At 62.3% G+C, this 9,281-nt stretch carries 9 protein-coding genes and 1 tRNA gene; 4 read left to right on the top strand and 6 right to left on the bottom strand.

What is annotated here, in order from left to right; genetic code table 11:
• From JCM17207_RS07790 to JCM17207_RS07770, 5 genes are all read right to left on the bottom strand, one after another.
• A partial coding sequence (locus JCM17207_RS07790) for a PTS transporter subunit EIIB (protein WP_238317047.1) occupies positions 1–611 on the bottom strand: 611 nt, incomplete at its 3' end.
• 347 nt (positions 612–958) lie between these two features.
• Entirely contained in the window at positions 959–1,111 is a 153-nt protein-coding gene (locus JCM17207_RS07785; protein WP_238317046.1) for a FeoB-associated Cys-rich membrane protein, read from the bottom strand.
• Between the two features lie 13 nt (positions 1,112–1,124).
• Positions 1,125–3,506, bottom strand: a complete 2,382-nt coding sequence (gene feoB, locus JCM17207_RS07780; RefSeq protein ID WP_238317045.1) for a ferrous iron transport protein B — start codon at positions 3,504–3,506, stop codon at positions 1,125–1,127.
• 45 nt (positions 3,507–3,551) lie between these two features.
• Positions 3,552–4,532, bottom strand: coding sequence for a nucleoid-associated protein (locus JCM17207_RS07775; RefSeq protein ID WP_238317044.1), 981 nt, complete (start codon positions 4,530–4,532; stop codon positions 3,552–3,554).
• Between the two features lie 209 nt (positions 4,533–4,741).
• A complete protein-coding gene (locus JCM17207_RS07770; protein ID WP_238317043.1) occupies positions 4,742–5,581 on the bottom strand; it encodes a hypothetical protein in 840 nt (279 codons plus the stop codon).
• 145 nt (positions 5,582–5,726) lie between these two features.
• Here JCM17207_RS07770 and JCM17207_RS07765 point away from each other — a divergent pair, with 145 nt between their 5' ends.
• The 3 genes from JCM17207_RS07765 to JCM17207_RS07755 all read left to right on the top strand — a co-directional run bounded on the left by JCM17207_RS07765 (position 5,727) and on the right by JCM17207_RS07755 (position 7,315).
• The gene (locus JCM17207_RS07765; protein WP_238317042.1) at positions 5,727–6,524 is read left to right on the top strand and encodes a hypothetical protein; all 798 of its coding nucleotides are present in this window, start codon (positions 5,727–5,729) and stop codon (positions 6,522–6,524) included.
• Positions 6,525–6,538: 14 nt separating this feature from the next.
• On the top strand, positions 6,539–7,078 hold the full coding sequence (locus JCM17207_RS07760) for a DNA topology modulation protein (RefSeq protein ID WP_238317041.1): 540 nt from the start codon (positions 6,539–6,541) through the stop codon (positions 7,076–7,078).
• A gap of 146 nt (positions 7,079–7,224) precedes the next feature.
• Positions 7,225–7,315, top strand: a tRNA-Ser gene (locus JCM17207_RS07755).
• Between the two features lie 126 nt (positions 7,316–7,441).
• On the opposite strand, the gene JCM17207_RS07750 is transcribed toward JCM17207_RS07755, so the two are convergent.
• Entirely contained in the window at positions 7,442–7,756 is a 315-nt protein-coding gene (locus tag JCM17207_RS07750; protein WP_238317040.1) for a helix-turn-helix domain-containing protein, read from the bottom strand.
• Positions 7,757–8,022: 266 nt separating this feature from the next.
• Between JCM17207_RS07750 and JCM17207_RS07745 the strand changes: the two genes are divergently transcribed.
• The gene (locus JCM17207_RS07745; RefSeq protein ID WP_238317039.1) at positions 8,023–9,048 is read left to right on the top strand and encodes an alpha-hydroxy-acid oxidizing protein; all 1,026 of its coding nucleotides are present in this window, start codon (positions 8,023–8,025) and stop codon (positions 9,046–9,048) included.
• Positions 9,049–9,281: the final 233 nt, after the last annotated feature.

Genomic DNA, 9,281 nt, shown 5'->3' with positions numbered 1-9,281 from the left:
CCGCCGATCATGGTGGGGTACAGAAGACCCGCGCCGATGACCATGCCTTCCAGCTCGGGCAGGCCGAACCGCTTGGAGGCGGTATAGGCCAGCAGGATGGGCATGAAGTAGAAGAAGCCGTCGCCCAGGGAGTACAGAATGTTGTAAGTGGCGCTGGAGCCGTCGCTGGCCATCACGCCCAGGGCAACCAGCAGGGCCAGAACGCCCTTCAGGATACCGGTGGCCGCCAGAACGCCCAGGGCCGGGGTAAACACGCCGGTGACGATGTTGACGAAAGCGTTGAAGGGACTCATCTTCTCCTTGGGGGCGTCTTCGCCGCCCTCAATGGGGGTGCCGTCCTCGTTGACCGCGCCGCCCGGGGTGATGTGACCCACCTCACAGACTGCGTCGTAGACGTCGGGCACATGGTTGCCGATGACCACCATGTACTGACCGCCGCTCTGAATGACGGTGACAATCCCCTCCGTATCCATCAGGACATCGGTCTGGGCCTTACTCTCGTCTTTCAGCTTGAAGCGCAGACGGGTGACACAGTGGGTCAGAGACACAATGTTCGACTTGCCGCCTACGTTCTGGATGATGATACGCGCGAGACCATCATACTTGTTCATAAGCTCTTTCTCTCCTTTTCTTATTTTGCCGCCCCCGCCCGAAAGAGGGGGACAGCATTTCAACTTTAATTGTATCACACTTTGAAGGGAATGGTACTATAAAAAGTCTTAAGAATTGCAATTCGGCGAGAATTCTAAAAAAACTATAAAATAATTGTTAATATTAACAAATAAATCGGGAATCGTTTGGGGAACAAACCCTCCGACCCTTCTTTCTCCCCAAAAAGAAAACCGCCCTCCAAGGGGCGGGATGGTATAAAAATGCAGGGGGATGGTTAAAAATACAACAAACAAAACCGGCGCTGTACGGCTTTTTTGACCGCACAGCGCCGGCAGAAACCAGAGATTCAGCGGCGGGGTTTGCCCCGGTGGGGGCAGGAAGCGCCGCAGCTGGAACAGTTGCCCCCGCAGTCCGAGCCGCCGTGGCGGAGGACGTACCGAACCGCCAGGACGAAGAGGACCCCCACAATGGCTAAAACGACGTAACTTGCAAAATTCATAGGATCGCTCCCATCAGACCAGGCCAAAAAGGCTGCCCAGGCACCGCACCAGGAAGGCAATTACCCAGGCAATGGCACACTGGGTCAGGGCGGTGAGGGCCGCGGCCCGGGCGCTGCCGGTTTCCCGCCGGACGGTGGCGATGGCCGCCACACAGGGGGTGTACAGCAGGGTGAAGACCAGGAACACCAGAGCCGTGAAAGGGGTGAACAGGGTGGGCAGAAGGCTGGTGTTGCCCCCCAGCAGAACCGTCAGGGTGGAGACCACGCTCTCCTTGGCGCTGAAACCGGTGATCAGGGCGGTGGAGACCCGCCAGTCGCCAAAGCCCAGAGGGGCGAAGAGGGGGGCGATCCAGCCGCCCAGCAGGGCCAGCAGGCTCTCGTCGGCGGCAGCCGCCACGTTCAGCCGGGTGTCGAAGGTCTGGAGGAACCAGATGATGACGGTGGCGGCAAAAATCAAGGTGAAAGCTTTCTGGATGAAGCCCTTGGCCTTGTCCCAGATCAGCTGCAAAACGCTCTTGGCGCTGGGCAGGCGGTAGTTGGGCAGCTCCATCACGAAGGGCACCGGCTCGCCCTGGAAGATGGTCTTTTTCAAAAGGAAGGCGTAGAGGATGCCGCAGAGCATGCCCAGCAGATAGAGCCCCACCATCACCAGGCCCCGCCACTGGGGGGCGAAGAAGGCGCTGGTCAAGAGGCCGTAGATGGGCAGCTTGGCGCTGCAGCTCATAAAGGGGGTGAGCAGAATCGTCATCCGGCGGTCCCGGTCGCTGGAGAGGGTGCGGGTGGACATGATGGCGGGCACCGAGCAGCCGAACCCGATCAGCATGGGGACGAAGCTCCGGCCCGACAGGCCGATCCGCCGCAGGGGCTTGTCCATAATGAACGCCACCCGGGCCATGTATCCGGTGTCTTCCAGGATGGAGAGGAAGAAGAAGAGGACCACAATGGTGGGCAGGAAGCTCAGCACGCTGCCCACGCCGTTCAGGGCGCCGTCCACCACCAGGGAGCGGACCACCGGGTTGATCTGGTAGGCGGTGAGGCCCTGGTCCACCAGGTTGGTGATGGCCTCCACCCCCAGGGACATGAGATCGGAAAGGAAGGCGCCGATCAAACTAAAGGTGGTCACAAAGACCAGGGCCATAATCACGATGAAGCAGGGGATGGCGGTGTACCGGCCGGTGAGGATCTTGTCGATGGCCACGCTCCGCTTGTGCTCCCGGCTCTCCTGGGGTTTCACCACCGTCTTGGCGCAGAGGGTCTCGATGAAGGCGAACCGCATGTTGGCCAGGGCGGCTTCCCGGTCCAGCCCGCCCTCCTTTTCCATCAGGCCGATGACCCGGCCCAGGGTGGCCTTTTCGGGCTCGGTGAGCTCCATGGCCTTCTCAATGAGGGGGTCGTTCTCGATCATTTTGGTGCAGGCGAACCGGACGGGCAGCCCGGCGGCCTTGGCGTTGGGCTCCAGCAGGTGGACCGCGGCGTGGATGCACCGGTGGACCGCCGAGACGGGGTCGTCGGGTTGGCCGTTGTCGGTGCAGAAGTCGATCCGGCCGGGGGCCTCCCGGTGGCGGGCCACATGGAGGGCGTGGTCGATCAGCTCGTCGATGCCCTCGTTTTTGGCCGCCGAGATGGGCACCACCGGGATGCCCAGAATCTCTTCCAGCTCATTGATCCGCACCGAGCCGCCGTTGGCCCGCACCTCGTCCATCATGTTCAGGGCCAGCACCATGGGGATGCCCAGCTCCATCAGCTGCATGGTCAGGTAGAGGTTCCGCTCGATGTTGGAGGCGTCCACAATGTTGATGATGCCGGTGGGATGGGTTTTCATCAGAAAATCCCGGGTGACGATCTCCTCGTTGGAATAGGGGGAGAGGGAATAGATGCCCGGCAGGTCGGTGACGGTGGCTTCGGGGTGGCTGCGGATGACGCCGTCTTTCCGGTCCACCGTCACCCCGGGGAAGTTGCCCACATGCTGGTTGGAGCCGGTGAGCTGGTTGAAGAGGGTGGTTTTGCCGCAGTTCTGGTTGCCCACCAGGGCGAAGGTCAGGGGCTGGCCCTTGGGGATGGTCTCACCGATCTTGTTGGCCCGGTAGCTCTTGGCCCGGCCCAGCTCGCCCACGCCCGGGTGGGCGATGGCGCTGTACCGGCCCGCAGGCTGGGCGGCGTGGGGGGTGGGCTCCACCGCCTCCACCTCGATCTGGCCGGCGTCGTCCAGCCGGAGGGTCAGCTCATACCCCCGCAGTTCCAGCTCGATGGGGTCCCCCATGGGGGCGACCTTCCGCAGGGTTACCTCCACCCCGGGGGTCAGGCCCATATCCAGCAGGTGGTGGCGCAGCTCGCCTTTGCCGGCGACTTGCAGAATCCGCGCGCTCTGCCCTATGGTCAGTTTGTCCAGAGTCATATACGTTCTCCTTTTTCTTTCACAATTACCCCAGAAATGGCATTTTTACAGCAGCACATTTTTAATCAGAAGGGAGACGGTGCCGTCGTCGTCCCGCAAAAACTCCACCTCCGACTCGGCGCCCAAAAGCTCCGAGGGGATCTTCACCTCGATGCCGCTGGCGGTGCGGATGCTCCGGCTCTCCATCCGGCGGATCCGGGCCGGGCTGACGGTGACAGGCCCCGTCTCTTCCAATACGTCGGATTTCTCCACGTAGTCGTCGAAGGGCACCGCCGCCAGGGGATACTCCTCGGCCAGCTGGCGGCGCACCTGCTCCACCGAGACCTGGTTGTCCACCGCCTGGCTGGCGATCAAAAGGGAAGCCTGGGCCTCGGGGTGAAGCTCCTCCTGGTAGGCCTCCCGCACCGCCTGGGCCGCGGCCTCCTGGAGGGCGGCCAGCTTCTTTTTCTCGGGGGCCGCCTGGCTGCACTGGAAGATCACGGTGGAGAGATAAAACTCCTTCCGCCCGTCGATGTCGTATTTCTTCTCCAAAAGGCGGATGCTCCCGTCGGAGAGATCCACTAAGGCGCCCTCCTCCACCCGGCCGCTCTGGGCGGGCAGGCAGGCCCGCTGCTGAATCAGGGAGTTGACCGTTTCTCCCTCCTGCTGCTCGGTGAAATGGGTGTAGCCGTTTTTGTAGTTCAGCTTGAGGACGCCCAGCCAGGGGGTGCCCTCCCGGGTGAAATCCACCACCGCCAGGTCCGCGCCGGGGATGGTGGTGTGGGCGTGCATGTAGTCGAACATCACCCCCGCGATCCGGCAGGAGAGATCCACAAAGTCCTGGTTGTGTTCCAGCTCATATTTAAAAGAGGATTCCGGCAAAAGCTGGCACAGCCGGATCTCGTCGCTGGCCAGCATCTTCTCGAGATGGGCCTGGAGGTAGGCGGTCTTTTCGGCCGTCAGCTCCATCACCCCGCCCGAGAGCACCGGCGCGTCCAGGGTGGTATCCAGCACGTGCAGAATGGCCTGATGAATCACAAGCTCCATGGGTTAAAACCTCGTTTCTCCGGGATTCGGCGGGAAAAGCCCCGCCGTGCCAGTGTTTATTGTACCACGCCCCAGCCCAAAAGCAAGCGCCCCCGGGGGGCAAAAGCCGCCAAATCTCACCGGTGGAAAACCCAAAATTTTTTTCCGGGTCAGGAAAAGCAAACCGCCCGCTCTCCGGGGGCGGACCCCCAAAAAGCGGGCGGAAAGATTCAGGCGGCTTTTGTTTCCACCTGGGCCCCGGCGGTCTGGTCGCGGAAGAAGGCCAGCAGGTCCCGCAGGGCCTGCCAGACCGCCCGCAGGGCGTCGGCGTCCTCGTCGGCCATCCGGGAGGCAGGGGCCGGGATGGAAACCTCCTGGGCGGTGACGGTGCCGCTCAGCTCAAACCGCAGCCCGTCGGCGGCGGCGTTCAAGAGGACGTGGACCTCCACCGGGTCGGAAAAGAGGCTGGCGGCCGAGATCCCGATGAGGAGGCTGGGGTTTTCCTCGTCCGCCCCCTCGGGGGCGAAGTAGAGGTAACCGCTCCGCCCGGCGTCGTAGGAGAAGGGGACCAGCTCCTGGGCGGTGAACCCGGCCTGGGGGGCGGCCTCCTGGTCAAAAAACCGGGCCAGCTGCTGCTGGGAGATGTAATCCCCCAGCCCCCAGTCGGGGATCAGGGAGGCCAGCAGGGGATACTCCTGGGCCAGGCCCGCCACATAATAGCGGTAGAGCCGGCCGATGTTCACCAGGGTTTCGCCCTGGCCGGAATACACTTCCAGAAACGCCTCGGTCTGGCCCTGGGCGTAGAGCCGGGCGGTGAACCGGTCGGTCTGGCTCTGGCCCTCCACCGTCCCGGTCAGGCCCTTCATGGTCTGGAAGGTGTTGTAGGCGGAGGTGGGGGTGTCGGCGGTGGACTGGACGGTGTATTCCAGCCGGAAGGCGGCGCCCTCGGCCAGACGGTTCATCCGGTAGCGGAGAAAGCCGTACAGCCCCAGCAGGACAACGGCGAGGACCAGCAGAATCAGGAGGACGGCCCGCAGCGGGCCGAAGGATCGAACGCTTTTTTTGCTCATGGCGGGTCTCCTTTCTGGAACCAGAAACGGTTTTTGACAGGAACAACTTTTCTTATCCCTTATATTATAGTATAATAACCCCAAAGTGCAACCCGTCCACCGGAATTTGGCGGGAGAAACCAACCACATACACAGGAGGAACCCCATGAACCGTACTGCCCTGATCGCCTTGTTTTTCGCGCTGGTGCTGCTGGTGGGCTGCGCCGATGTCCCCGAACAGGAGGAAGTTTGGGAGATGGAGCAGGAGAGCGTGGCCGTCTTTTCGGACGGGGAGACGGTGGACCTGTGGCGGGCCCGGAAGGGCGAGCTGCGGGGGAGCGTGGCCTGGTATGAGCTGTCGGACGGGACGGTGCTCCTGCTGGAAGACGACGCCGCCGGCCCCGAGAACCCCGGCTTTTTGAGCGAGGGGGCCTGGGCCGCCATCGAGAGCGGATACCGGACGGTGGGGCTGCGGTACGACATCAAGGCCCTGCTGGACCAGGCCTACACCGCCTATCGCAACTGTCAGGCCGAGGGCTGGGAGTATGAGCCGGGCCGGGTGGGCCAGAGCACCGCTCTGACCGCCTCCAACGAGAAAGTGGTCTGGTTCTGTACCACCGTGAACCTGACCCTGGACCCCGCCAACGGCCAGGAAACCCGCCTGACGGCCGTCTTTGACCGGGAGACGGGGGAGCCCCTGGAGATCTGGAGCCTCTTCACCGCCGGGGAGACCGAGGTGCGGGCCAAGCTGGCCGCCATCGGGGAGGGAGGATTCCGGGCCGAGCTGGCGGCGGCCCTGGACCCGGAGCGGATCGTCTTTTACCCGGAGTATCTGGAGGTCCATTTCCCGGCGGGGACGGTGGCCGGCCAGACCCAGGAGCTGATCCTCCAGTGGGACTATGACCAGCTGGGCGGGCTGCTCCAGCCCTGGGCGGTGCCCGAGGGGACCGAAGCGGCAGAATAAGGAGGGGATTCCATATGAAAATTGCGATCATCGGGTACAGCGGCAGCGGCAAATCCACCCTGGCCCAGGCCCTGGCGGTGGCCTACAATGCCCCGGCCCTTTACCTCGACCAGGTGCACTGGCTGCCCGGGTGGGTGGAGCGCCCGGCGGCCGAGGAACAGGGGATGGTGGAGCGGTTTCTCGACCAGCAGGACAGCTGGGTGATCGACGGCAACTACCCGAGCCTCTCTTACGAGCGGCGGATGGCCGAGGCGGACCAGATCGTCTTTCTGAATTTCAGCCGCTGGCGGTGCCTGGCCCGGGTGGCCCGGCGGTATCTCGAGAACCGGGGCAAAACCCGGCTCTCCATGGCCGCCGACTGCCCCGAAAAGCTGGACGGGGAGTTCATCCGCTGGGTGCTCTGGGACGGCCGGACCCGCCGCAAGCGGGACCAGTACGCCGCCCTGGCGGCCCGGTACCCGGACAAGATGGTGATCCTGCGCACGCCGGCCCAGCTGGACGCGTTCCGGCGGCGGAGCCTGGCCCAGCGGGCGGCGGCGCGGCGGGGGAGATAAGGGCGCCCGAAAAGACCAAAAGGGGCACTCTCAAAGGGTTTGGAAAAAAATCAAACTTTTTGAAAAAAGCGCTTGACAAATGACTGGCTTTCAGGTATTATAGTGGAGCGCCAAGGGCAAGGCCCTGAGCGAGAAAAGAATAGCGTGGAAAGATGGCTGAGTTGGTCTAAGGCGCACGACTGGAAATCGTGTAACGTGTAAAAGCGTTCCGGGGTTCGAATCCCCGTCTTTCCGCCAAACAAAACCCGGAAGTTTCTTCCGGGTTCTTTTCTTTTTATTCCGCCGGTAAAGGAATCTGTGTTCCTGACCCGGCGGTTTTTTCTGAAAATAAAAAGGAAGCCGCGCGGGCTTCCTGCAAGGTGCTTATAGTTGATCCTGCCGCATGGCCTTCATCATCTGGAGGGCGGCGGCTTTTTGCGCCGGGGCCAGACAGACCCAACAGTCAAAGAGCTCCTTTAACTCGGGGGTCAGCTCTACCTGCTCCCCCTCTGCAAAAAACTGGGCCAAGGTGATGCCGAATCCCTGGCAAATTGTTTCGAGAGTGGCGATCGAGGGCACGGTGTTGCGGCGGAAAATGTTCCCGATGGTGGACTGGGCCAGCCCACATTCTTTGGAGAGCTTATATTCTGTCCAGCCCCGCTCCTGAAGCAATTGTTGGAGTCGTGCTTGAGGGTCCATACGGTCACCGCCTTTCTTGCGGCTATTTTACCCCCTAAGTGAGTGATAAAATACTTACTAGTTGTATCGTAAATAGATATATAGTATGATGTGTTTTGAACGGATGGCGGACCACACGGCAAGGCTCATCTGCCTGTTTGCTATATTGAGGGATAGGTATTATTCGTCCTCTTCCCCTTGACGGGGGCCGGGGGCGGGCGTATCATGGAAAAAGAGAAAAACGGCGGCCCGTCCGCCGGGAGGGAAATAAGGAGGATGTTTTAAGGATGACCTATCAGGAAGTATTGGAAAAGGCCCGCCAGCAGCTGGGCCCCTATTGCAAGGGCTGCGCCGTCTGCAACGGCCGGGCCTGCGGCAACCGGATGCCCGGCCCCGGCGCCAAAGGGGTGGGGGACACCGCCATCCGCAACTATGACAAATGGGCGGAGATCCGGGTGAACATGGATACCCTCTGCGAGAACTTTGTGCCGGACACCCGGTGTGAGCTGTTCGGCCGGATCTTCCGCTATCCCATTTTTGCGGGGCCGGTGGGGGCGGTGCGGCTCCACTACTCCGACCTGTACACCGATATGACTTACAACGAGGTGCTGGTCCGGGGCTGCGCCGCCGAGGGGATCGCGGCCTTCACCGGGGACGGCAGCGACCCCGACGTGATGCGGATGGCCACCCAGGCCATCGCCAAGGCCGGGGGCATCGGCGTGCCCACCATCAAGCCCTGGAACCTGGAGGTCATCCGGGATAAGATGGACCTGGCCAAGGCCAGCGGCTGCTTCGCCATGGCCATGGACGTGGACGCGGCGGGCCTGCCTTTTTTGAAAAACATGGAGCCCCCCGCCGGCAGCAAGAGCGTCGAGGAGCTGCGCCAGATTGTGGAGATGGCCGGGGTGCCCTTTATCGTCAAGGGGGTCATGACCGTCCGGGGCGCGATGAAGGCCAAAGAGGCCGGCGCGGCAGCCATCATTGTCTCCAACCACGGCGGCCGGGTGCTGGACCAGTGCCCCGCCACCGCCGAGGTCCTGCCCGAGATCGCCGCCGCCCTCAAGGGCAGCGGGGTCAAGGTCCTGGTGGACGGCGGCATCCGCAGCGGCGTGGACGTCTTTAAGGCCCTGGCCCTGGGGGCCGACGGGGTGCTGATCGCCCGGCCCTTTGTCACCGCGGCCTATGGCGGCGGGGAAGAGGGGGTCCGGCTCTACATCCAGAAGCTGGCCGCCGAGCTGACCGACACCATGCAGATGTGCGGCACCCGCAGCCTGGCCGAGATCGGCCCCGACTCGGTCTGGATGAAGAAATAATTCGCCCCATCGCTGAGAAATCAAGCGGGTAATCCAAAACAGAAAACAGCCGGTCTAGCCTGTACTTTCAGGCCGGACCGGCTGTTTATTGTATAACGAAAACCACTCGCTAGGCGAGTGGTTCTAAAAAAGACTTATGTCGATCATGGTGACAGAAAAACTCCCTTTGCTTAAAATAGAAGTGCGGTCTGCCAACTGCACAACCAAGCAAAGGGAGGTCATTCAAAATGAAC

The sequence above is a fragment of the Faecalibacterium gallinarum genome (assembly GCF_022180365.1).
Taxonomy (GTDB): Bacteria; Bacillota; Clostridia; order Oscillospirales; family Ruminococcaceae; genus Faecalibacterium; species Faecalibacterium gallinarum.
Note: the sequence above shows the minus strand (reverse complement) of the source record. Positions and strands in the feature narration are given on the sequence as shown.